At 50.1% G+C, this 21,761-nt stretch carries 21 protein-coding genes; 9 read left to right on the top strand and 12 right to left on the bottom strand.

Annotated elements, in window-relative coordinates; translation table 11 throughout:
- Positions 1–3: 3 nt before the first annotated feature.
- The gene (locus H6624_09220) at positions 4–711 is read right to left on the bottom strand and encodes a response regulator transcription factor (GenBank protein ID MCB9084515.1); all 708 of its coding nucleotides are present in this window, start codon (positions 709–711) and stop codon (positions 4–6) included.
- Positions 712–923: 212 nt separating this feature from the next.
- Positions 924–1,679, bottom strand: a complete 756-nt coding sequence (locus tag H6624_09215; GenBank protein MCB9084514.1) for a hypothetical protein — start codon at positions 1,677–1,679, stop codon at positions 924–926.
- A 205-nt stretch (positions 1,680–1,884) separates the two neighbouring features.
- Here H6624_09215 and H6624_09210 point away from each other — a divergent pair, with 205 nt between their 5' ends.
- On the top strand, positions 1,885–2,541 hold the full coding sequence (locus H6624_09210) for a PspA/IM30 family protein (protein ID MCB9084513.1): 657 nt from the start codon (positions 1,885–1,887) through the stop codon (positions 2,539–2,541).
- A 35-nt stretch (positions 2,542–2,576) separates the two neighbouring features.
- Positions 2,577–3,890 carry a hypothetical protein gene (locus H6624_09205; GenBank protein ID MCB9084512.1) on the top strand — a complete coding sequence of 438 codons (1,314 nt, stop codon included), beginning with the start codon at positions 2,577–2,579 and terminating at the stop codon, positions 3,888–3,890.
- Here H6624_09205 and H6624_09200 read toward each other — a convergent pair.
- Positions 3,826–5,763 (bottom strand): MFS transporter, encoded by a 1,938-nt coding sequence (locus tag H6624_09200; protein MCB9084511.1) that lies wholly within the window; start codon positions 5,761–5,763, stop codon positions 3,826–3,828. The two genes, H6624_09205 and H6624_09200, sit on opposite strands and share 65 nt — an antisense overlap.
- Before the next feature lie 140 nt (positions 5,764–5,903).
- Between H6624_09200 and H6624_09195 the strand changes: the two genes are divergently transcribed.
- Together H6624_09195 and H6624_09190 are read left to right on the top strand one after the other, a co-directional pair.
- The gene (locus tag H6624_09195) at positions 5,904–6,086 is read left to right on the top strand and encodes a DUF2892 domain-containing protein (GenBank protein ID MCB9084510.1); all 183 of its coding nucleotides are present in this window, start codon (positions 5,904–5,906) and stop codon (positions 6,084–6,086) included.
- Positions 6,087–6,248: 162 nt separating this feature from the next.
- On the top strand, positions 6,249–6,989 hold the full coding sequence (locus tag H6624_09190) for a hypothetical protein (protein ID MCB9084509.1): 741 nt from the start codon (positions 6,249–6,251) through the stop codon (positions 6,987–6,989).
- Between the two features lie 81 nt (positions 6,990–7,070).
- On the opposite strand, the gene grxD is transcribed toward H6624_09190, so the two are convergent.
- Positions 7,071–7,382: a Grx4 family monothiol glutaredoxin gene (gene grxD, locus H6624_09185; protein MCB9084508.1), complete on the bottom strand. Its 312-nt coding sequence runs from the start codon at positions 7,380–7,382 to the stop codon at positions 7,071–7,073.
- A 13-nt stretch (positions 7,383–7,395) separates the two neighbouring features.
- Entirely contained in the window at positions 7,396–7,626 is a 231-nt protein-coding gene (locus H6624_09180) for a BolA family transcriptional regulator (protein ID MCB9084507.1), read from the bottom strand.
- A 168-nt stretch (positions 7,627–7,794) separates the two neighbouring features.
- On the opposite strand from H6624_09180, the gene H6624_09175 reads away from it, so the two are divergent.
- The 3 genes from H6624_09175 to H6624_09165 all read left to right on the top strand — a co-directional run bounded on the left by H6624_09175 (position 7,795) and on the right by H6624_09165 (position 11,305).
- Positions 7,795–8,097, top strand: coding sequence for an HNH endonuclease (locus H6624_09175; GenBank protein ID MCB9084506.1), 303 nt, complete (start codon positions 7,795–7,797; stop codon positions 8,095–8,097).
- A gap of 156 nt (positions 8,098–8,253) precedes the next feature.
- The gene (locus H6624_09170; GenBank protein MCB9084505.1) at positions 8,254–10,128 is read left to right on the top strand and encodes a DNA topoisomerase VI subunit B; all 1,875 of its coding nucleotides are present in this window, start codon (positions 8,254–8,256) and stop codon (positions 10,126–10,128) included.
- Positions 10,129–10,141: 13 nt separating this feature from the next.
- Positions 10,142–11,305 carry a DNA topoisomerase VI gene (locus tag H6624_09165; protein ID MCB9084504.1) on the top strand — a complete coding sequence of 388 codons (1,164 nt, stop codon included), beginning with the start codon at positions 10,142–10,144 and terminating at the stop codon, positions 11,303–11,305.
- Positions 11,306–11,380: 75 nt separating this feature from the next.
- On the opposite strand, the gene H6624_09160 is transcribed toward H6624_09165, so the two are convergent.
- Positions 11,381–11,923 (bottom strand): hypothetical protein, encoded by a 543-nt coding sequence (locus tag H6624_09160; protein MCB9084503.1) that lies wholly within the window; start codon positions 11,921–11,923, stop codon positions 11,381–11,383.
- Between the two features lie 165 nt (positions 11,924–12,088).
- On the opposite strand from H6624_09160, the gene H6624_09155 reads away from it, so the two are divergent.
- On the top strand, positions 12,089–14,350 hold the full coding sequence (locus tag H6624_09155; protein ID MCB9084502.1) for an aconitate hydratase: 2,262 nt from the start codon (positions 12,089–12,091) through the stop codon (positions 14,348–14,350).
- Positions 14,351–14,547: 197 nt separating this feature from the next.
- Positions 14,548–15,783 (top strand): hypothetical protein, encoded by a 1,236-nt coding sequence (locus tag H6624_09150; protein ID MCB9084501.1) that lies wholly within the window; start codon positions 14,548–14,550, stop codon positions 15,781–15,783.
- Positions 15,784–15,872: 89 nt separating this feature from the next.
- Here H6624_09150 and pepN read toward each other — a convergent pair whose 3' ends face one another.
- From pepN to H6624_09120, 6 genes are all read right to left on the bottom strand, one after another.
- Positions 15,873–18,557 (bottom strand): aminopeptidase N, encoded by a 2,685-nt coding sequence (gene pepN, locus H6624_09145; GenBank protein ID MCB9084500.1) that lies wholly within the window; start codon positions 18,555–18,557, stop codon positions 15,873–15,875.
- Positions 18,558–18,672: 115 nt separating this feature from the next.
- The gene (locus H6624_09140; protein ID MCB9084499.1) at positions 18,673–19,227 is read right to left on the bottom strand and encodes a GyrI-like domain-containing protein; all 555 of its coding nucleotides are present in this window, start codon (positions 19,225–19,227) and stop codon (positions 18,673–18,675) included.
- 26 nt (positions 19,228–19,253) lie between these two features.
- On the bottom strand, positions 19,254–19,772 hold the full coding sequence (locus H6624_09135; GenBank protein MCB9084498.1) for a hypothetical protein: 519 nt from the start codon (positions 19,770–19,772) through the stop codon (positions 19,254–19,256).
- Positions 19,773–19,854: 82 nt separating this feature from the next.
- Positions 19,855–20,451, bottom strand: a complete 597-nt coding sequence (locus tag H6624_09130) for a hypothetical protein (GenBank protein ID MCB9084497.1) — start codon at positions 20,449–20,451, stop codon at positions 19,855–19,857.
- Positions 20,448–20,999: a thioredoxin family protein gene (locus tag H6624_09125; GenBank protein MCB9084496.1), complete on the bottom strand. Its 552-nt coding sequence runs from the start codon at positions 20,997–20,999 to the stop codon at positions 20,448–20,450. Before H6624_09125 ends, H6624_09130 begins: the two co-directional genes overlap by 4 nt.
- 20 nt (positions 21,000–21,019) lie before the next feature.
- Positions 21,020–21,760 carry a biotin synthetase gene (locus H6624_09120; GenBank protein MCB9084495.1) on the bottom strand — a complete coding sequence of 247 codons (741 nt, stop codon included), beginning with the start codon at positions 21,758–21,760 and terminating at the stop codon, positions 21,020–21,022.
- Between the last annotated feature and the right edge of the window lies 1 nt (position 21,761).

The raw sequence follows: 21,761 nt of genomic DNA, 5'->3' as shown, positions 1-21,761 counted from the left end.
GGGTTATGAGGAGGTCCGGCTACGATGTGAGTTTTTAGAAAATATCCAGGCGCGGATTTTCTGTAGCATGGCCTCGGTGGCTCCCATATAAGTCACCTTCACCTGCCACTTGCCGTCGTCCTCCCGTTGCTCAGACGATAAAACCCGAACAGGGGGAGGGGAAATGCCAATAAGTTCAAAAATCGGACTGTTGATCTCAATGACCATTCCATTTGGCGTTTTGTGGGGGCTGAGCAGGGTCATCCCCAGCTCCGACATGGAGATCACTTCTCCAGGTACCATTAGAGCCGCATGTTTGAGCTCGCTGCCTTCGGGAAATTTGAGTTCAGGCATTTCCATGGGAGGCTTGTTCTTAAACAAGGCCTCCACCTTTTTGACGAACAAGAGCGGATCAATGGGCTTCACGATGTAGTCGTCAACTCCCATCTTGATGGCCCGGTCAATGTCCTTGCGCTCTCTTAGGCCGGTCAACATGGCAATGGACATGGAATGAAAGCGCTTGTCGTTACGCAGAGTTTTGACCAGATCAAAGCCGGAGTAGTGAGGCATGTTGGCGTCAGACAACAGCAGGTCAAAGGGAACAGTATTCAAAAGTTCCATGGCCTTCATCGCATCTCCTGCGGTCATGACCACGTGAGAAGAAGCTGACAGAACCTTCTCCGTCACTTTCAAAATATCGGGATCATCATCCACGACTAGAATACGCGCCATTCCCTTTACCCCACCCTCATCTATAATATACCTGGTATCTACATCGGCCTTTTGAGGACCTAATTCGAGGGCGAAAGACCGAAACTCGGTCTTTCCCACCTGCCCTAGCGCGCTATTCGTGGAAAGTTGGAGAAAGTGCAAAAATATTGGTCGCAGTCGCCAAAAGCATAAGGGGAGTGGGTTTGCTGACTCTGTTTTACTTTGATACAGGACTATTTGGGCAGTTGATCCAGAAAGGATTGGAGAAGTTTGATTTCCAAAGTCCAAAGCGTGTCGGCACGGTGTTGGTTGCCGCGCACCAGCTCCCAAAGTCGGAGTTCGGGCGGTATTTCACGAAAGAGTTCTTCCATGGGCTTTTGGTTGTTGAGGTCGTAGGGGTAGAGGTGGGCCACCTCATTGATGATGTGCTCAACAGGATAACCATCCTTTTGCAGGCGGGTGACTAGCTGAGCTGTTTCATGGGTTTCTTTTTGTCGCACCTGCAGACGTTGGATGGCAAATTGGAGAGCCTTTCGTTGGTTGGCAATAAGTCCCTTGTAGTCCAAATGGGATTCAATCTCCAGTTGCAGGGTTTTGGAAAACCCACTGCCTTCACGGGCAATCAGTTGCTGAATTCGAGAGCCATATGCCTTCAAGAAGTAGTGAAGAAAACAAAACTCGCTGGCACTTAGGGGAAAGGGTCCGCTGCTGAGACTTTGGCTGAGCTCCACCAGGCCTCCCCGGGTCAGGCGATAGCTTGGTGGGCGGGATGACGCCTTCTTTGCCAGTCCGGTGGTCACAAAGCCTTCGAGAAGGCGCATGATCTGGGTGTTGTGCCATTGGCCATGGTTTGCCGGCCACATGGCGTCCATCCAGTTGGCCATGAGTTCCGCCATAAAGCGGACGTCTTTCTGGCGAAATCCTTTGCCCTCAAAATTCGAGTGGGCAGCCACCGTTGCCGCCTGTAAGAGCCTTTCTCCAAGGTCCATGATGCCCCCTTGTTACATTGTAACTAAAATCTAGAAGGATTTCATCTGGAAATTCGAAAACGGTAGTCGTCTATCCTATTGGGAGATTTACGGGTTTTGGCGATTCTCAAACCTAGACTCCCAATTGGAGATTACAACGTAACAAGCATTTGAGGGTGAATTTGAGTTGGGCTGAGTATCCTAATGGCAACAAAGGAGAGTGAATATGTCTACATTTAGAAGGATTTCGGCCACCTTAACGGCCCAGTTTAATGAGTTTCTCAACCAAGTGGAGAATCATGAAGCCGTGGCTGAGGAAAGCATCCGTCGCTTTTCCAGTCAGATGCAGGAGGCCCGTTTTCGGGTTCGGGTTTTGGAGAGGGAAATCAATCGATATAAAGAGAGAATCGAAACTCTCGCCACGCAAAAGGTCCGCTGGCAGGACCGGGCCAGGAATTATGCTGAAAGTGACAGGGAAAAGGCCTTGGCCTGCGTACAAAGGGCTCAGCGTTTAGAGAAAGACATCGCTCATTGGCAGAGTTCGCTCAAAGAAATGGAAAGCCAGAGGGTGGAGCTCTGCCGTGGCCTGAATCAGGTGGAAAAGCGTTTTGAGGAAATGAAACGCAAGCAAAAGCTTCTCAGCTCACGAGAGGCGCGTGCGCGAATGATTAAGAGCTTTCAGGACGGAACACCGGTGCCCGAAGATCTCGAAGGCGTGTTTGATCGGTGGGAGTTACAGGTCATGCGTCGAGAGGCAGCGGCTGACTCCGGTGACATTTGTGTGGACTCTCTGAGTGAGAACCTCGACAGCGAGGAGGAAAAGGTGGAGTTGGAATTGGCTTTGGATGCCCTTGTTGAAGACAAGGATCAGGGGCAGGAGTGAGCCACCAGGCTCACTCCTAACCAGCGGAGGAAACCATGGAAAATAAAACAGTGATACCGAAATCAGAAGAAAAGTCGAAATGGGGTCGAGACTGGAGTGTGGCCCGGTGGACTCAACTCATGCGCCTGGTGGGTAGTGTGAGCTTGATTGGATCTGGCGCGGTTTACCTCATGTACGGATTGCAACACCTGTCTAGCTTTTGGCGCTTTATGGCCTTCGAAATTCTACTCGTCGTCTGTGGCGCACTGGGAGTGTTCTGCGCCCGCAAACTGGGTGAAACCAAGGGGGCGCGAACTCTTTTGGCTTTGGGAGCTGCTGGATTTCCAGCCCTCATGTCCCAAGTGGGTGCGATGATCTACGGGTTGACACAGACCAACGGCAAAACACCAATGCCCGGAATATTTTCGTTTTCCGCCGGAAGCTGGATAGAGGTGGCCATCGCTCTGACCTCTGCGGTGGCGTTAATGACCCCTCTTGTTCTCAGTGGATTTTTATCCCTCGATCGGGAGAATGGCAGGGATTTGTCTCTTGGGTTTTTCATTTCAGGTGCACTGCTGTTGATTCCCGCTCGGCAGTCCTTTCCTGTTGCCATCATGATCCTCATCCAGGTGGCCTTAAGTGCTCACTTTTTGTGGATGGAAGGACGGAAAGGTCTCAAGCAAATGAGCAGTGATCGGCGATATGCACATTTGTTGCTCATGGTCCCCATGGCTATTCTCGTCGGTCGCAGCTTGTTCTACCCGCAATCCGACTTTGTCATTGGCGCTATCTTTGTCTGCATCTCCGCCTTAGGCTTTGCGGTAAGTCACCTGAGTTCTCGGGATCAGCAAGTCTTCCCCATGCTGCAGTTCTTCTCATGGATTCTCACTTGGGTCGGCTGGTCGGCTTTAGTCCAGGGCATTGACGGGGTTTTTCATCTTCGATGGGAGTGGGAGGCCTTCCTCGTGGTCTTTCCCTTTTATTTCCTCATTCGCGGTCTAAGGGCGTCGAAAATCCTTGCCGTTGATACGCTGGTCGAGTTGACAGCATTGGCTTTGCCTATCACTGGAATGGTTATTGGATGGGATGGACATCACCCCTTCGTAGCACAAATGATTTTTATCTTTGGCTCGGTCATGGCCATTGAGGGGTTCCGCAGTAAGAGCAAGCGAATCTTTCAACTGGGATCCTTGACCAGTTTCATTGGCCTAACCCAAACCGTCTTTGTGGCAGTTGAGTGGTTGGGCGGGTGGAGCTGGCTCACTCTGGCTTTCCTTGGTGTTGGAGCCATTGTCATGGCTTCAGTTATAGAGAGTCGGTCGGGAATGTGGAAGGAGCACTACCGCCGCTATCAGTCCCATTGGCAATAGCCATATCACCCGCCATCAGGCGGATCTTTTTTTCCAGCTCCTCCAAGCGAAACCCTTGAGGGTTCATTGGAGGAGCTATATCCACCTGAATTTGGTGCCAAAAACGACGCGGCCGTTTTTTACTCAAAGATTTGTCCTTGCGACTAAAGAGACTTCCCCACATTCCAGTCAGTGACATGGGGATTACCGGCACCGGGTTGGACTCTAGCATCTTCAGAAGGCCAGGGCGGAAAGCCGAGATCTTGCCATCGTGGGTGACTTTGCCTTCGGGGAAAATACAGACAATCTCACCGTCCTTAAGTTCAGCGGCAATCTGTTCAAAGGCGCGTTTGAGAATTTCCGGATCTTCCTTGGCCCCGGCAATAGGTATCACTCGTGCCTGCTTCATTAGATGGCGGATAAGAGGAACTTCAAAAAACTTGTAGTACATAATAAAGCGCACCGGGCGGGGGCTGGCCGCAGAAAGGATCAGCCAATCCACAAAGCTCACATGATTACTGGTGAGGATGGCTGGTCCCTCTTTTGGGATGTTTTCATCCCCTGTAACTTTAAGGCGGTACATGAGATGACAGAGAATCCAACTGTAAAAGCGCAAGGTGAATTCTGGTACGATTGAGTAGATGTATACAGCAGCGAAGGCATTGAGTATCGCGAAGACAAGAAATACCTGGGGATGGCTAAAATGAAGCATATAAAAGGCCATCACCACCACTGAGGCCACAACCATGAAGAATGCATTGAGGATGTTATTAGCCGCCACCACACGGGAGCGGGATTCCGAGTGACTGCGCTCTTGAATTAGGGTGTTAAGGGGAAGGATGTAGAACCCGGCAAAAATCGACATCAATAGAAAATCACTCAGCAGCCGCCAGCTCTCTCTGTAGCCAAAAAACTCCTTGATACCCAATGGGTAGGTGGGGTCCATTGTCCAGGATGGAACAACAAGAAACAGGTCGATGAGGAAAATGGTCATGCCGAGTGAGCCAATGGGAACCAGACCAATCTCCACACGTTTAAAAGAGAGCTTGCTACACAAGAGAGAGCCAATGCCGATGCCAACTGTGAACATGGCGAGAAAGGCTGTGACCACGTTTTGATTTACACCCAAGTAGTCTTTGCAGTAGACCGGGAGTACGGTCAGGATGCCAGCTCCAAAAAACCAAAACCAGGAAATCCCCAGAACCGAATTAAACACGGCCTTTTTTTCCCGAATGATGGCCCAGAAGGACTTCATGGTGGGAAAGGGGTTCCAGGCAAACTCCAAATCCGGCTGCCCCATGGGGACGGGAGGGATTTTCCAACTGGCGACAAGCCCCAACAAAGCAATAATAATCAAAGTAGTGACGATGACAATTGTGGCGTCCTCAAGTCCGGTGGCGAGTCCACCGGCGATAGTTCCCAGAAGGATAGAGACGAATGTTCCCGATTGGATATAAGCGTTACCCTCAGTCAATCGCTCGGGTGGAACCAGGTTCGGCAGAATGCTATACTTAATGGGACCAAAAAAGGTGGATTGAGTTCCCATCAAAAACAGCAGAAATAGCAATAGACCGTAGGAATCTAAGTAAAAGCCGATCCCGGCCAAAACCATGATCATCAGTTCCCAAATCTTGGTGTAGCGAATCAGTTGGGACTTCTCGAACTTGTCGGCAATTTGACCTGCATGGGTGGAGAACAATACAAAAGGCAGGATAAAAATCCCTCCGGCTGCGGCCACCAGAGCGTTGGTTTCTAGCCCCATCAGAGAAACACTCTTAAAGGTGATCAGGAGCACCAAGGCGTTTTTCATGACATTGTCATTAAAAGCCCCGAAGAACTGAGTCCAAAACATGGGAGTGAATTTCTTATCGCGAAAAATCAGGCGGATGGACATACTGCAATTATAGACATACAGTCACTATTGGCCAGTAGATTGTGAGCGAGAGTTTTCGAGCTGGACTTCGGACCACCGGCAATGATTTGAACTTGTCATCACCGTCTTTATCTATCAGGTTGAATAGCGGAGGCAGGAAAATGAAGAAAAATGTGGCATATTGGGATCGAGTGCTTCGGTATATCTTCGGCCTGCTGTTGTTGACCTGGGCCATGATTGGTGGCCCCTTTTGGGCCTACCTGGGATTCTATCCGCTGGCGACCGCATCTTGGGGATTCTGCCCTGTTTACTTCCTGTTAAGGGCCATGCGCGAACATCAGTGAGTTACTGTAAATCCTTCATTGATGCCCAAATGGGCACCAGGTCATCGGATAAATCCACTGTAAATTCTTCGACTAGCCACCGTCCGGTGGGCAGTGGGTTCGTTCTGACGTAACTGTGAGCGCTCATTCAAGAGAGTGCATAATTTCAAACAAGGGGGACAAATGTTACGTCGAGTAGTGCCATTTTTGGCTGCCGTTTCTATGGTTTTCGCTGCCTATGCCAAGCCCATTACTGAATCTGATCTTAAAAAGGTCAATGACTACATCAAAGCCGAATTGGAAAAAGAAGAGCATGGTGAGTTTTCCGTAGAAATCACCAAAGGTGAAACGGAAGAGTACAAGACTGCCAATGGTGTTGAAGAGCTCATTTCTGCTCTCAGCGTGATTTTTAGCGCAAACGACGAAGGTGTCGATACCGGCAAGGGCTATGTCAACCTGGCTCTGAGCCAAGGTAACGGCAGCTCTGAAGTGAGCACCGAGGCTGGATTGTCCTGGAAGATGGACAACCCCAAAGAGTTCTTTGAAGAGTACTCCGACTTTGCTCTACAGATCATTGATTCCGTCAACAAAAAGGGCTTCTACAAAGCTGAACTGAAGATCTCCCCCTTGACCGGTGGTGGATACGAGGCCGAGCTGGCTCTTGCTCCTGCCTCTGAAGAGGCTGTGTCGATCAAGTCTTTGGTTCTAAAGGGTGTATTCCCCGACGTTGAGCAGGGCTTTGTGGATGTGGACTTTGCCGCTCTGTTTAGCCTGGCCTCTGATCTTGTGAGCAATGCCCAAAAGTCCCTGACTCAAGTATTCAAAGCTCTTCAAGCTGAGCGTGAGCCCACTGAAGACGAGATGGAAGGTCTTGAGGCACTGTTTGAGGCTGTATTTGCTGAGCTGGGATTTGCTGGCGAGTAAGTTTTGTGTGTCTCGATAAAAAAATAAAAAAGCGCGGTCTTAGAGCCGCGCTTTTTTTATTTTTTTGAACGTTCTGCCCGATTACTTATCAAGCAGGGTCTTGAGCTCTCCTGATTGGAACATTTCAATCATAATATCGCTACCACCGACCAACTCCTTGTTTATATAGAGCTGAGGAATGGTGGGCCAGTTGCCATATTCCTTGATTCCGGCGCGAACCTCTTCGTCATCAAGCACGTTGCATGAAGCAAACTCAGTCTGGCATTCTTGAAGGATGGCGACAGCTCGAGCTGAAAAGCCGCACATAGGGAAGCTGGGGGTCCCCTTCATGAACAGAACGACTTTGTTGGAATTCAAAAGGCCTTCAATTTTTTCTTTGGTTCCGGCATCCATTGATTAGTCTCCTTCAATCCTTAACCAGGGTTTTGATCGCCAGAGCATGGACTTCACCAGTCTTTAGCTCTTCATTAAACAATTTCATCACTTCTTGGTGTTGCTGAATGCGTGACTTGCCCGCAAATTGGGGGGTGGCAATGCGAACTTCAAAGTGATCCTGTCCGCCGGTGAGGTCAAAAACCACCACGTCCCCTTCGGGGAAGGCTTCCTTGATTCGGGCTTCCATTTGTTCGGCAGTCACCTGACCTCCCAGTGTTACACGCCTAAATACGTCAAAAAAGAGCTGTTTTTTTACCCCAAAATTCAGGGCATTGACAAGAGGGGTCTCCAAAAAGCCAAGGATTCTCACGTTTTATGCTATGCGTAAATTTTGCTCGGGTCTGGCTGTCATCTATGATATTGAAGGTGGGTGGAATTTTTTTTCGAACCGGCCGACGAGGCCCATCAAAAACGGGAACGAGCCAAGGCCCGCGAGCTGCGTAAGAGCCTGTGGTGGCGGCAACAATTGGGTCGAGGCAAATGCCATTACTGCCAGAAGTCCTTTACTTCGTCAGAACTGACAATGGATCATAAGATTCCCATCGTCAGAGGGGGAATGACCACAAAGAAGAATGTGGTGGTGGCCTGCCTGTCCTGTAATCAGGAAAAAAAATATTGGCTACCCGGGGAACAGGCCCTCGCCAAAGACGGAGAAATCCAGTCCCAGAGCTGAATTTGAGGCTTCGTATCAAATGAAAATCACCCACTTATTGCACCTTGCGCCAGAGGGCCTTTCCGTTTTGTTCTTGCATAAACCAGGGTTTATCCCCTTAAAGTAGTGTTAACTAGACCTTGAAGATCATCTTGCGAGAACTGAGGAAATCAATCCGTGTCAAAGATCACGACCAGTAGTACGGCCGAGTATTTTGCCAAAAATCTTCAGCAGGTGGGGTTTTCATCGCCCACCAAAGCAGTGTTAACCACGCTCAAAGAAGCCATCGATAATGCTTTGGATGCCTGCGAGGAAGCTGGAATCGCTCCAGAGCTGACCGTTATGGTGAATAAGGTAGGCAAGGGTTCCACCCGCACTGCCGATTTAGTGGAAATCATCGTTGAAGATAATGGACCGGGGATTGACCCCAACGATTTGTCCAAAGTATTTGGTGAGTACTTGGCGTCCTCCAAGTTTGGTCGAGGACAGTGCTCTCGTGGACAGCAGGGGATTGGAATTTCTGCGGCCACCACCTGGGCTCAGCTGACCAACGCGGCCGGCGTTTCGGTTATTAGCAAGACCAACAAAATGCGCAAGGCCATGCAGGTCCAGATCGATGTGGATATCAAGGGCAACAAAGGCCTGATGAAGAACAAGGAGACCATAGATTGGGAAAAGGAGCATGGAACCCGGGTTGAGTTTCGCATTGATGGCCGGGTTCAGCTCAATGGCGATGGCGGTTTGATCACTTATTTAGATGGCACGACTCTGGTGAACCCCCACCTAACGCTTCATTACAAGCTCATGGACAAGGAGTGGGTCCACATTGATCGGGTTTCTGATGATGTACCGAGAATTCCGTCGGCCACCATGCCTCACCCTCACACCATGAAGTTGGGTGAGTTTATGACTCACGCCCATCTCTATGGAAAAATCTCCTTGGAGAGATTTTTGCGCAAGGGATTCTCCCGGGTCACTGAAGGGACAATTAAGGATTTGAGCAAGAACGGGCTGCCCAAGCCGTTGCTGGGCTCCAGTTTGACTAAATTTAAAGAAGCTGAGTTCAAAAAGGTCTTTCAGGTTTTGCAGGCCACAGAGTTGGCCAATCCTTCAACCAGGTCTGTGCTGACCGTTGGTGAAGAAGGGCTGTCGAAGAGTATTCACCGCCTCGGCGAAGTGGACTTTTTTAGTGTTGTCACCCGCAGACCTAGAATCTGTGATTTCAAGCCGGTGGTGGTGGAAGTGGCGATTGCCCGATTCCTAAACCGCCCGTCTGACAATGAGGATACCAGTATTCAGTTATTGCGATTTGCCAACCGAGTTCCTCTGCAGTTTGACAAAGCTGCTTGTGCCATCACTAAGGCGGTGGAGTCGGTGAACTGGCGTTCCTACGGTCTTCAGCAGTCGCGCAACAGTTTGCCCAACGGACCTTATGTGTTCGCGGTGAGTGTGACCTCTCCATTTATTAAGTTTAAAAATGCCTCCAAAGAGACTATCGATGCCAGTGACGAGTTGGTGGAGGAGATCCGCCGGGCTCTTATGCAGGCGGGCCAAAAGTTGTCTCGTCACATTAAGCGCGAGCACAAGGCCGCAGATTTAGAGAGAAAACTCCAGCACATTGAAAAGTTTGGTCCCATCCTGGTGGCGGGCCTTGTCCATATCACGGGCGCTTCTAACAAACGGAAGGTGGCCGCGGAGCAGGGCCTGCAAAAGCTGTTAGGGCGTGACTCTGAAGTCGCCGAGACCGAATTGGCTGAGGCGGAAGAAAAACTTCAGGTTCTAAAGGCCAAGCAGCGAAAGCGCCTAGGCGTGAACGAAGAAGAGGAGTCTGGTGAGGAAGGAGCCGAAGCCAGTGGGGGGACCAAGAAAACCACCACAAAGAAGGCCGCGACCACCAAAAAGACCACAACCAAGACGGTAGCGGGTACCAAGAAGACCACGGCGAAAAAGGCGACCACCAAAAAACTGGCTGGAACCAAAAAGACCACGGTCAAAAAAGCGACGACCAAAAAAACCACAGCCAAAAAGGCTGCAGCTCGTAAAAAGAAATAACGAGGGAAATTAAATGGCAACACGAGCACGTATCCGTGAATTCAATCGGGACATTCCTAAAGAATCGAAGGTTCTTTGTGAGCAAATGCTTTCAGATTTGGAAAAGGGCAAGCGGCCGACTCTTGAGGCGATTAAGTGTGCCCTAGACAATTCCATGTACAATCCAAAGGTGGGTTTTCTCACGCCCGGAGATAAAAAGGTCAAAACTGAACTCAATGTGTCTTCGGTTCAAAAAATGGCACGTACGGTTTTTATGCTTGAGATTCTCCTTAACAATCTGAAGACCGGGGCGGTGAACACCAAACGTGAACTTTACTATATGGCCAAAGGTAGTGTGAAGTCTGACAACTTCCTAAAGCCCTTGGATTTTTCCGAGCAGAATGAAAGCGATGCGGTGATTGATTTCATCTGCGATATGCTTGAAGTTTATCGCGAGGAAATGAACTGCTACGCCAACGACCGCGGAGGTCAGACTTTTTCCAAGCAATTGGTGGTGACGGAGACTCTGCCAGACGGAGACAAGGCGGTTGTAGATTTGGGAACGCTGGGAACCACACCTTTTCAGCCTAAGAACCGCCCCCAAACCTTTAAATTGAAGGCCAAAAAGAGAATTGATTTTTGTTTGGTCATCGAGTCAGAAGGTACGGCGAACACTTTGGTGAGTAACGGCTTTACGGCACGTAACAACTGTATTGTTGTGGGTGCTCAGGGCGTGCCGAGTAACGGTGTTCGTGGTTGGGTGAAGACCATTCAGGATCAGCTCAAGATTCCGATCTACTTCTTCGGAGACTTGGATGCCTACACCTTGCAAAACATTTACCGGACTCTCAAGGCCGGATCGGCTGCCAGTCTGATCCGTAACAGTGATTTTTCTGCTCCTGATGTGCGCTTTTTGGGAGTCTTGCCCGAAGACGTAAAAAAGTACGATTTGGACTGTTACAACGTTAAGGAAAATGACGCCAGTGAGGCTCGGGCTCTAAAAAAGGCCCGCGATGTCTTGCAAAATGATCCCTTCTTTGTGGCGCCTCGAAATAAAAGATTAGCCAAAATTCTTCACTGGCTGATCAAGGAAAAGCTTCGTTGCGAGCAGCAGGCGATTTTTGCCGTGAACCCAAAAGATCCCATCATGCCGGAAAAGATTATTTTGGAGAAAATTAAAACTGGATCTTACGTCTAAGGGACAGAAGAGATACCGAGCAAAAAAAGCCCGCTCTTTCGAGTGGGCTTTTTTTGTTTTTCTCCAGGTGACCTATTAGAAGGAAAGGGGGAAGGCCAAAGACAACATGGTTGTTGTGGAAGTGTAGTCCAATTTCGTGGTGGCACCACCCTGTTCGGCCTCATCCCAATTGCGCACTAGGTACTCCAAATTGATGGTGACCATGGGGAAAGAGGTCCACCCCACCCCTAGGCGATAACCACTGCCCTTGAGTGTGGCAACCGGCGTGTTGTCGATATCGGTGTCGGCAGCAAAAAAGTAGGTCAGGTAAGCGCGAAGCATAATGGGGAAGTCATAGCTGACGAAGGCCCCCATGTTTTTGAAGGTAAACTTACTTGAGGGGGTCTCATCCGTATCCAGGGCTCCGCCACCGTACTCCGCGCCGACACCAAAGCCCATCATTTTCAGTCCCAGGCGGAGTCCGTAAGACATACCCTTGTAATCCGCGTCGGCATTGCTGTTATTGTCTTTTACCTTGCCGGTTTCGTAGCCAGCAAAAGGTTCGATCAATAGGTCTGCTTGGGCTTGGTAGGCGCTGAGACCGATCAGAAGTGTGAGAGTAAGTATTAGTTGGCGCATTGTCTCCCTCCGGGGCAAAGTCATTTTAGGTCTAAATAGGCTCACCTGTCGTTGAGGCTCTGTCAAATTCGGTCAGGTCGGGGGTCTGGGCTTTGACACGAATTGCTAGAGATTGTGCAGCAGGCCGTTATTAGCTAGTTTGTCCTCGAAAAGGAGTACAATCGTATGGCTAAGATTGAAACCACACCGGAAATGGTGACCAAGGTCTATGAAACCACCCGTGCCCGCTTGGACGTGGTGAAAAAGCGCCTCGGGCGCCAGCTGACTCTCGCAGAAAAAGTTGTCTACGGACACTTGGATGACCCCGAAGGTCAAGATCTTACCCGGGGGGAGAGCTTTCTTCTTTTACGCCCTGACCGCGTAGCCATGCAGGATGCGACAGCGCAGATGGCCCTATTGCAGTTCATGCTGGCGGGTAAGGATGAGTCCGCAGTCCCGGCAACGGTTCACTGTGACCACCTCATTCGGGCCCACCAGGGGCTGGATCCAGACATGGCCGTGGCCATGAAGGAAAACGACGAAGTCTTTAATTTCCTGGCCAGCGTCTCCTCTCGTTACAACATTGGGTTTTGGAAGCCGGGAGCAGGGATCATTCACCAAGTGGTGCTTGAAAACTATGCTTTCCCCGGTGGATTGATGATTGGCACGGATTCCCACACGCCCAATGCCGGTGGTTTGGGGATGGTTGCCGTCGGAGTGGGTGGAGCTGATGCCTCGGACGTGATGGCCGGCCTTCCCTGGGAAGTCAAGAACCCTAAAATCGTCGGTGTTCATCTGAAGGGCAAGATGTCTGGGTGGACATCTGCTAAGGACGTAATTCTCAAACTTTTGGGTCAGCTAACGGTTAAGGGTGGAACGAACAAGATCATCGAGTACTTCGGTGAAGGATGTGAGTCCATTAGCTGCACAGGCAAGGGCACCATCACCAACATGGGTGCTGAACTGGGAGCGACTTGTTCTCTGTTTCCCTATGATGACCGCATGGCCACTTACCTGAATGCCACTCAACGGGAAACTTTGGCGAAGCTTGCTTCTGACAATAAAGATTTGCTGACGGCAGATGCGGACGTTCTGCAAAACCCTGCAAAGTTCTATGACGAGGTGATTGAAATTGATCTCTCGACCCTGGAGCCTCATCTTGTGGGCCCTCACTCGCCAGATGCGGCCACTCCTGTGAGTCAGTTACGTGAAGCAGCTAAGAAGAATGATTGGCCGACTCAGTTGTCTGCAGCTTTAATTGGCTCTTGCACTAACTCTTCCTACGAGGATATAGGGCGAGCTTCCTTTGTCGCCAAACAGGCTTTGGATGCAGGAATCAAAATGAATCAGCCTTTTTTGGTTTCACCCGGGTCGTCACAGATCAAAAAGACCATTGAGCGTGATGGCCAAATGGAGATCCTCAATCAGGTAGGGGCGACCGTGCTGGCCAATGCATGCGGTCCTTGTATTGGTCAATGGCGCCGGGATGATGTGCAAAAGGGAACGAAAAACACCATCGTCACCAGCTTTAATCGTAACTTCCGCGCCCGTAACGACTCCAATCCTGAGACCTTGGGATTTATCGGCAGTCCGGAGATTGTGATGGCGATGGGCTTGGCCGGCCGTTTGGATTTTGACCCTTCCCGGGATGAGATCGAAGCACCTAACGGCAAGAAGTTTAAACTGACTCCACCCGAAGCACCTGAGCTCCCTGGCTCTGGCTTTGTCACTGATCCTGAGGGCTACCAAAAGCCTCAGGGGACCGGTGTCGAAGTGAAGGTGGCGCCCACCTCTGATCGTCTTCAGCTACTAACACCCTTTGAGGCCTGGAATGGCAAGGACTTCGACGGACTGCTTGTTCTGTGTAAGGCCAAGGGCAAGTGCACGACTGACCACATCAGTCCTGCAGGGCCCTGGCTCAAGTACCGAGGTCATCTAGACAACATTTCCAATAATATGCTTTTGGGAGCGACCAACTTTTTTGGTGGTGCTATCGGCAAAGGTCGAAATGTTTTGACTGGTGACACAGATGTGGAATTTGCCCAGATTGCCCGTGACTACAAATCTAAGGGAAACAAGTGGGTCATCGTAGGTGACGAAAACTACGGTGAAGGCTCCAGTCGTGAGCACGCAGCTATGTGTCCCCGTCATTTGGGCGCAGCCGCCGTGATCGTTAAGAGCTTTGCCCGAATTCATGAGACCAACCTGAAGAAACAAGGTGTACTGGCGCTGACATTTGCCAACCCATCCGATTATGACAAAATTCTGGAAGAGGATCGCGTGGCAATAACCGGTCTTCAGGACTTTGCGCCAGGCAAGACTTTGACCCTTGAGATCCAGCATAAAGACGGGTCTAAGGCGACTTGTAGTCTGAATCACACCTTTAATGCCGAGCAGATCAAGTGGTTCAAGGCGGGTTCAGCACTGAACCTGATTCGTCAGAAATAAGTCATTGAGATCACACGTTAAGATGTAAACAAGGGGAAGGTTTTGCAACCTTCCCCTTTTATTTGTTCGACCAAGGACCGCGACGACTCTTGTCCGGTTTCCCGAGGTCCATCTTCAAGTTAGATGGCTTGAGTCTTAATATTGAATGGGATCAGGAGGATTCCGTCTTAGCATCGACAACCAAGGAAGGTAACACTATGAAGAAATTGCTGTTTCTTTTCGGCTTTCTTGCTTTACTAGCGAGCCAGGCGCCGGCGGCCTGGGGGCAGGGCAAGGGTTTCGAAACCATCTACGATCACATCGAAGTGACATACAATCAGGACGGCTTTGTGGACGAGCTGCGGACAAAAAACCGCTGGCCCTTTTCGGTCAAGGAATATGTCTCGTTCCTTAAGGATACTTTGATTCTCATCAAAAACAACCCGAAGGCCTTCCAAAAGGAAATGAATACCTTTGCTAAGGTCAAAGACACAGATGGGAAAGAAGTGGACTTGCCCGTGTTAGGTGAATCAGCTTTGGAGGAACTGGCGAAGCTAGATGTTGAGGCTATTTTTGGCGACGCCAAGTTTGTGAAGCTGATTGATGAATTTGAGTACGAACTACAGACTTCAATTTTATACCCTTATGTGATCGCCAAACCTGGAGACTCCAAGTTTTGGTTCACCTTGGCAGGACCCGAGAAGTTACTCAAAAAATTTATCGACCTTGCCTGGTCCTTTCTGGACAGTGTTCCCGGAGCAGCTGTTGCTCAGTGGATTTTCAATCGGGTTTTGGGTTATGTAGAGGATCGTCAGAATTTCTATCAACAAATGACCCTCCACTATCTGGATGCCTATTCCGACGATGATTTGGGCTTCCCTCTAGATGATGCCGCTCGTATCCGCTCTTCCATTTATGAGGCCCGCATCAGCTGGTGGAAATTTTGGGAAAGCCAAGAGGCCCAGGACAACTGGCTGACCTATGGCAATGAACACTTTGCCAAAGATGTGAGGAAGGGCGAAGAGAATCTTCAGGACAATATGGATCAGTTCGAGCAGGTGTTGGGGAGTCTTGACTGGGCGTTTGTTGCAACCTCAACAGGAGAAAAGCGCTACATCCATCACAAGATTGTGGAAACAGGCTTTTTGGACAACACTCTGGCCTTGGCTTATGACTTTCAGGAGCCCAAAAAGCTGCTGAGAATGCGGGTGTTGCTGGATCTCTTGCACATTGGACTTCGATTTGTTCCTGCACCTGGCCCAATTAAGAGCCTGGTCGACAAGCTGATTAATACCAGGTACAGACCCCAGATTAACATGGAAGGGGCTCTTTATGGTTATTTTGATTCCACGGGGCATGCTGAGGCAGCAGAGCGAACGGCCATCCAATCCATTAATCCATTTTTGATTAAGGATCTTATGGGACGGAATATGTCGGTACAGATGTTCCAGTAAGGATGAGTAGCAACGCGAGATAACAACAAAAAGGCCGCTCAGTCTGAGCGGCCTTTTCTTTTGCCAATATGAACCGTAGCCAGGCGACCCTATTTCTTGAGCGCCAACTCGCGGATCTTGCGGCATCGTTCGTCCTCCTGGCGCGAAATCTTGAGCTTCTTGGCCACGGACGGGTGAAGGTCGTGGTGCTTGTTTAGGAAATCGGTAATTCTGGTGGTGTTCTCACCAAAACATTCACTAGGAACCAAATTGGTGTAGGCGGAAGCGTAAAACCCCTCCCTCTCCTTGGCGATCATCTCCAGGTTCTGGAAAAACTCGGGAGCATACTTCTCACGCATTTCCACCTGGTGACGGGGGAAGAGGCTGTACATAGCCTCTTTAAGCTGATCAAAACTGTAGGTCGTATCCTTCTTAATCAGCTCTTCAAGCCACTGTTTTTTAGATTCCCAGTTGGGTACAGCAGCTTGGGCGGCAATCATGTTCTTTTTCCCGTCAGCAGAACTGTCCGTTTTGTACTCCTTCTCAATCAATTTTGCTGCGCCCGCATAGTTGTGAGAAGCCAGAGTGTGAATGATTGACCAACGCTTATCTTGGTCAATGGGAAGCCCTTTGAGTTTCACATCGCCATCCAACAGGGCCTTGATGTTAGACAGGCCAAAATTGGTGGAAGCCGCTGTCATCACGGAGTTAAGCCAGATTTTTTGTTTTTCGGAGCCACCCCTGGATTTCTTCATCCTGTTCCAGGAAATGCGCTCAAGTCTTTCGGCGAAAGCCTGGTAGGCCAGCGTCTGTTCCTTACTTCCCTGAGGCATGTAATAGAGAACTGATGCAGAGTTGGAAAAACGTCCGTGCAAAGAGTTGAGGATGTCCCGCAGGGTGTCCTCGTCCTTCTCTTTTTCAATGCCCTTAAGTGCCAGATTGGCGTACTTCTTGAGGTGAAGATTGCTGTCGCGAACCATGTCCCATAATGCACTCCAAAACAACTGGCGCTGGAAGGGGTCGCTCAGGATGTGGACATACTGAGGGAGGTTCTTGACCGTGACCTGGTCCAGATTCACCTTTAAGTATCCGTAGTCCTCATAGTTCGGATAGACCAGGATGGGACAAGCCTTACCAGTGGCTTCGGCCACCGTTTGGCTGGGCTCAGTCAGTCGCACTTCAAATACATCAGTTGTTCTTAGCTTTCCAGATTTAGAACCAAAAAGGGCCACTTTAAATCTGTGTCCTCTTTGGTGATTATGATCTTCCGGAGAGGACTGACTGAGTTTTAGTTCGGTGATTTTACTTTTGTCACAGGTGAGGTCAACAGAGACGGTATTCAGAGAAGATGTCTGCAGCCACTGTTTTTGCCACTCGTCCAGGCTGGAGCCATAGGCGGCACCGAGCTCGCCCATAAAATCTTTGAGCTCTGTGTTTTTTTCTGCGTACTTTTTAAAATAACTTTGAACACCCTTCTGAAACTTGTCCGGGCCAATAAAGTAGGCCACCTGCTTGAGGACAGAGGCTCCCTTTCCGTAGGTGATGCCGTCAAAGTTGGCAAAGGCTTGCCGGGTATCTGGAACATCGGCCTCAATGGGGTGAGTGGTGACCAGCTGATCTTCCCAGTAGGCCCATTGCTTGGTGCCATGAAAAGATCGCCAAGCGGTGCTTTTGAACTCCGTGGCCTCTGCGAGAGCCAGGTGAGCCATGTAAGTGGCAAAGCTTTCGTTGAGCCAAAGGTCATTCCACCACTTCATTGTCACTAAGTCACCAAACCACATGTGAGCCATTTCATGGAGGATGGTATTGGCAAGGCCACGGCGGCTGCGGTCGGATTTGGGGCCACGGCTGATGAACCTTTCGGAAAAGGTCACAGCTGCAACGTTTTCCATCGCCCCGGGGTTGAATTCGGGAACAATCAATTGGTCATACTTTTTGTAGTGGTAGGGGTAAGCAAAATACCTGGGGAAAAAATCCAGCCCCTGCTTGGTAAAGGTAAACCAATCGTTTGTCTTCACGAACTTGGCTAGGCTTTCCCGAGCAAATAGACGCAGTGGAATATCTCCGGCTTTGTCTTCCCACATGTGATAGGGGCCGGCATGAAGCGACCAAATGTAAGTTGAAAATTTAGCGCTCTTGGGAAAATCCCAAACCCGGCTGTCGTTGCCCAAGTCCTGAATTCCGGACTCGCGGACCGAAGTGACAACGTGCCATGTTTTTGGCGCCGTCACCTTCATGGTGTAGGTGGCTTTAAGATCCGGCTGGTCAAAACAGGGAAACACGCGATTGGGTTTATAGGGTTCCAAGTCGGTATAGGTGTAAACGCGGCCATCTTCCGGATCTTCAAAGCGAACAAAGCCCCGACCATCGCGGCTAAAAGCGCGCTGAAACTGAATCATGACCGTATTGGTTCCGACTTTGAGTGAAGAGGCCGGAAGTACGATATACAATTCGTTGTACTGAGGAGTGAGGGCCTTGTTGTTGACCATTAGCTTACGAATTTGTCCTTGGTAGAAATCAATGCGCAATGGTTCGCGAGATCCCTGGTAATCAAAGGTGATCGTGGTTTGACCTGAGTAATCGGTTTTCTTTTCACGGAGCTGAAACTCAAGATCGTAATGAACCTGGCTCACATGGGAGGCGCGCTGAATGGCGGCTTCACGCGTGAGATTGGGCTCACTGCCCGCAGGCGTGACCACTTCGTTTTTGTTGGTCACTCGATTTGTCGTACAGGCCGAACCCAGGCCCAAAACAACAGCAACAGAAAACAGAAGTCCGAATCTTCTTGCCAACATAATCACCCCTTTCTCGAGTGAAAGTCATTTATCTGCGAGTACCAAAACAACACAGGTATTGGATACGGTTTGCCTCATCCAAATCCCATAGGTGCCTGTCTTAATGTTCGGGTGCTTATTGGTCAACTGTAGTCGGGCGCTTTTCCAGGGGAAAGAGGAATTCCGTCAGATACTCTCCGTCAGGGAGACTCTGGTAGATTTCGAGGGGTGGTCCTGCCATCTTGAGTCGATGGGATGCGATATGATCCATCGCCTTCGGATAGACCTTAAAGGGACCAATCGAAGGTGCTCCGCGAAACTCGGCTTTTAATACAGGACGAGCCTGAATACTTCTGAAGAAGAAATCCTCAGGAAGATCTGTAACATCTTGATTTACGACGCAACCGCCAATGGCTCTCAGGCGGGATTCTTCCACCTTTGCAGGATCATCCAAGTACTCGCCAAATGTGCGCTCGCACTTGATTCCCACTCTTTTGGCCCATTTCTCCACCATTTCAATAACAGGTCCGATTTGGTGGTAGGGACCATTGTGCTCACGGTAAACGAGATTTAGGCTGGCGTAGTTGGTTTCCTGAATGGCCACATCCTTGTATCCGCCAAGATAGAAAAAAAGATAGATACCGATGCCAAACACAGTGGCGAAGGTTGCGAAGAAGGCCCATTTGAGCATTGAATCTCTCCCGTTTGCAGACTGTCTTAATCGATTCTGGGAGCCGGGGCAATGGTCAATGACCCCCATTTGATACTGGGGTAAAGGCTCTCTGCTATAGTGGGGTCTCGGACAGCCACAGACATTTGCACGTTTGCACTGGAAAGGATGACATAGGATAGGACTTCCTCATCTGTTTGTAGGGTCGTCCTTTGCGCGTCGTAGGCACCAGCGATATTGATGGGGTCATCAACAACAAATGAAAGGCTCTCGATAATGAAACTGCTACGGGTGTCGGCACCGTAGGAGGTGGTCCAGGAACGAAAGCTGAAAAAGTGCCGCAGGGATTCTGATTTGCCGCTGAGGGTGTTGGTACAGTAGATGGTTCCTTCGCCATCCCAAGCATCATAGCCGTGACGGAAGAACTCATAAGTGTTGCCAACCATGAAAACCGAGAAGTGGCAGGCCCATGATCTAACAGGAATGGCCATGGCCTGGCTCGGGCCAATTGGGAAAGCGAAACTGAGGAGTAAAAGCCCGATCAGGGGGAGCCGCCACCTTAACATGGGGGACTTTTATCAGGTGTGCCGCAGGATATCAACGAGGGTCGAAAAGCTTATCGGCCTTCTCTCGGTGGTTGTAATTATTTCAGGGCTGAGGCTTGGGTAGGGGCATAACTTTGCCAGCGATTTGCACTGCCGGCGTTGGGCCCAAATTCAGGCTATCGGCCGTCCCGGGAGGCAAGAACGTCATGACTAAGTACTCGTCTTCTTTGAGAACACCACCACGGTCTTCGAGATTTTTGGCCAAGGGAGGGGGGGTGGTGGGATCACTGAGGCGAAAGGGTCCATCGGCACCTTGTACCGGCTTATCATTGACCCAGACTTCCCAATGGCCTCCATCGGTGGCGCGGATTTCAGCCCTATCGCCGGGAATTCCCCTCACCACGCGAACCACGGGTCGCAGGGTATCCGAAAACTGAAAGAACACAAGGTCCCCGCGTTGGACGGGGTTGCAGGCATAATAGCCGATCAATACTTTGTACTGCCTATCCTTTTCCAGCAGTGGGCCCAAGTCTGAGCGTCTCATCATGTGCAGCTGACTGGCGTGAACGCAATCAAGGTTTGGAGGCTCAATTGAAGCGGTCTTGATTTGAATGCCGGAGAACAAGGCCCAGCCAACGGAGGCCAAGCCACTCACAAACAGGAGAGAGGTGATTATTGTTAACAGTTTATCGTTCTTCATTGTTTCCACTTGATGGAGCAGCCCACGGAGGGAATCTGTTCTGCGTCGATGTTCTGATTGGCAAGCAGACACTCAATAGCTCGGCGTAAATCCTGTTGAGTCACTTGTTTTGGTTCTTTCCATGAATCATCCAGTCGTCCTCGGTAGGCGAGCCGACGTTGACTGTTATACACAAAGAGGTCGGGAGTGCAGACGGCGCCAAACTCACCTGCCACCGACTGGTCTTCATCAATGAGGTAGGGAAAGCTGTAGTTCCTTTCCTTCCAGCGCTTGAACAAATTTTCCGGGCTATCTTCTGGGTAATCGGCCCAATCATTAGAGCATATCCCGACCAGCTGAACCTGATCCCTGGGGAAGGATTGCCCCAGCTCAATCAGTCTCTCCTCGATTGCCTGTACATAAGGGCAATGTGCGCAAATAAACATTACCACCAAGACCTTGGCATCGGCGAAGTCGGCAAGGCTCACAGTTTTACCATCGACTGAAGGAAGTGAAAACTCTGGACAGGATTTTCCGAGTTCAGCGTTAGGCGTATAGGTCAAAGCCATCTTAAGCTCCCTTGTCTTGGTTAGAGGTTCTGCCAAGAGATTTTGCCGCTCTCTTGAACCAGGTCTCCGTTTGCCTCTACTTCAACAATAGGAGATGAAAGTCTGGGATTGCTGTTAAGAGCCCGCATGAGATCCTCACGACTGTGTTCGTTGAGATGATCAATTGTGCATAGTTCTTGGGCCGAAGCAAACTCCTGCGCCAAATGACTAAGAAAGTCCTTCCACTCATTGACAGATAGTTCATCACCAACCCCCTCAGCTCCGGCTAGGTGATTGGCGTCCTCAATGCCCTCTGGGATTGAGAAAACATTAACTCCTAGGCCAACCAGGACAAAAAACTCCTGGCCGTGATTAAGACTTTCAAGAAGCAGCCCACCGACCTTTTTGCCATCGAGGAGCAGATCATTTGGAGCTTTTAAACTAAAGGGGAGATTGTTCCATGTTTTGCGAGCGGCATTAAACAGCGCCAGTCCAAACAAAGGGGCAGTCACATGCTGGGGGCTTTTGCGCAGGCGAAACACCCAGGTGGAGAGCAGGGCTGTTCCCTTGCCCGCATCGCTCCATGAGTGGCTTCCACGTCCTCGTCCCTGAGTCTGGTGTTGAGTCAGATATAAACCACAGTCCTTGTCGTCGGGTAGCAGTTCCTTTTTTGCCACGTCATTGGTGCTGGTTGTAGTGGGTTCACCGCCAAGATGGTAGCCGGCCTGATCAATGGCCCATTCGCGACTAGCGCGGTAGATATCAAATCCGGGATTAGTCATG

This window comes from Pseudobdellovibrionaceae bacterium (assembly GCA_020635075.1).
Taxonomy (GTDB): domain Bacteria; phylum Bdellovibrionota; class Bdellovibrionia; order Bdellovibrionales; family UBA1609; genus JADZEO01.
Note: the sequence above shows the minus strand (reverse complement) of the source record. Positions and strands in the feature narration are given on the sequence as shown.

What these genes read in the sequence shown, in the direction of transcription:
- H6624_09220 (MCB9084515.1), bottom strand. Translation starts at nt 711, where the DNA reads ATGGCGCGTATTCTAGTCGTGGATGATGATCCCGATATTTTGAAAGTG.
- H6624_09215 (MCB9084514.1), bottom strand. Translation starts at nt 1,679, where the DNA reads ATGGACCTTGGAGAAAGGCTCTTACAGGCGGCAACGGTGGCTGCCCAC.
- H6624_09210 (MCB9084513.1), top strand. Translation starts at nt 1,885, where the DNA reads ATGTCTACATTTAGAAGGATTTCGGCCACCTTAACGGCCCAGTTTAAT.
- H6624_09205 (MCB9084512.1), top strand. Translation starts at nt 2,577, where the DNA reads ATGGAAAATAAAACAGTGATACCGAAATCAGAAGAAAAGTCGAAATGG.
- H6624_09200 (MCB9084511.1), bottom strand. Translation starts at nt 5,763, where the DNA reads ATGTCCATCCGCCTGATTTTTCGCGATAAGAAATTCACTCCCATGTTT.
- H6624_09195 (MCB9084510.1), top strand. Translation starts at nt 5,904, where the DNA reads ATGAAGAAAAATGTGGCATATTGGGATCGAGTGCTTCGGTATATCTTC.
- H6624_09190 (MCB9084509.1), top strand. Translation starts at nt 6,249, where the DNA reads ATGTTACGTCGAGTAGTGCCATTTTTGGCTGCCGTTTCTATGGTTTTC.
- grxD (MCB9084508.1), bottom strand. Translation starts at nt 7,382, where the DNA reads ATGGATGCCGGAACCAAAGAAAAAATTGAAGGCCTTTTGAATTCCAAC.
- H6624_09165 (MCB9084504.1), top strand. Translation starts at nt 10,142, where the DNA reads ATGGCAACACGAGCACGTATCCGTGAATTCAATCGGGACATTCCTAAA.
- H6624_09160 (MCB9084503.1), bottom strand. Translation starts at nt 11,923, where the DNA reads ATGCGCCAACTAATACTTACTCTCACACTTCTGATCGGTCTCAGCGCC.
- H6624_09155 (MCB9084502.1), top strand. Translation starts at nt 12,089, where the DNA reads ATGGCTAAGATTGAAACCACACCGGAAATGGTGACCAAGGTCTATGAA.
- H6624_09150 (MCB9084501.1), top strand. Translation starts at nt 14,548, where the DNA reads ATGAAGAAATTGCTGTTTCTTTTCGGCTTTCTTGCTTTACTAGCGAGC.
- pepN (MCB9084500.1), bottom strand. Translation starts at nt 18,557, where the DNA reads ATGTTGGCAAGAAGATTCGGACTTCTGTTTTCTGTTGCTGTTGTTTTG.
- H6624_09140 (MCB9084499.1), bottom strand. Translation starts at nt 19,227, where the DNA reads ATGCTCAAATGGGCCTTCTTCGCAACCTTCGCCACTGTGTTTGGCATC.
- H6624_09135 (MCB9084498.1), bottom strand. Translation starts at nt 19,772, where the DNA reads ATGTTAAGGTGGCGGCTCCCCCTGATCGGGCTTTTACTCCTCAGTTTC.
- H6624_09130 (MCB9084497.1), bottom strand. Translation starts at nt 20,451, where the DNA reads ATGAAGAACGATAAACTGTTAACAATAATCACCTCTCTCCTGTTTGTG.
- H6624_09125 (MCB9084496.1), bottom strand. Translation starts at nt 20,999, where the DNA reads ATGGCTTTGACCTATACGCCTAACGCTGAACTCGGAAAATCCTGTCCA.
- H6624_09120 (MCB9084495.1), bottom strand. Translation starts at nt 21,760, where the DNA reads ATGACTAATCCCGGATTTGATATCTACCGCGCTAGTCGCGAATGGGCC.